This is a genomic window from Streptomyces rubellus, assembly GCF_036323805.1.
Lineage (GTDB): Bacteria > Actinomycetota > Actinomycetes > Streptomycetales > Streptomycetaceae > Streptomyces.
In genome coordinates this window covers 1-364 of record NZ_JAZDCX010000083.1, presented here as the reverse complement: position 1 = coordinate 364, position 364 = coordinate 1, and the positions used below count along the sequence as shown (strand labels likewise).

Genomic DNA, 364 nt, shown 5'->3' with positions numbered 1-364 from the left:
AGAACCGTCCTCCTCGGCCCGTCCGACGACAGCGCTGCTGAGGTTCCGCAGTGCTGCGTCCGCAGTTTCGCTGTCAGCTGCCAGCACCACGGCACGGTGCTCCAGCGCTCCCCTGGTCGTTGCCAAGGAGTGGGCCACGTCAGCGATCCGGTGCCCGTCAAGGGCCGCTCGCAGCTTCTCCGCCTGCGCCGGAAGGGCGTCTGCCGTACGGGCGGAGAGCAGCAGCGGGAGCAGTGGGGTGCTGTCGCTCAAAGGTGCTTGTGTTTCCGTGTGTTCCGCTGCCGGAACGGCCTCCAGCACCACGTGCGCGTTGGTGCCGCTGACGCCGAACGAGGAGACCCCGGCCCGGCGGGGCCGGTCCGTG

The 364-nt window shown here is 70.1% G+C and carries 1 protein-coding gene; it reads right to left on the bottom strand.

Annotated elements, in window-relative coordinates; translation table 11 throughout:
- A partial coding sequence (locus tag V1L54_RS29350; RefSeq protein ID WP_330121198.1) for a ketoacyl-synthetase C-terminal extension domain-containing protein occupies positions 1-364 on the bottom strand: 364 nt, incomplete at both ends.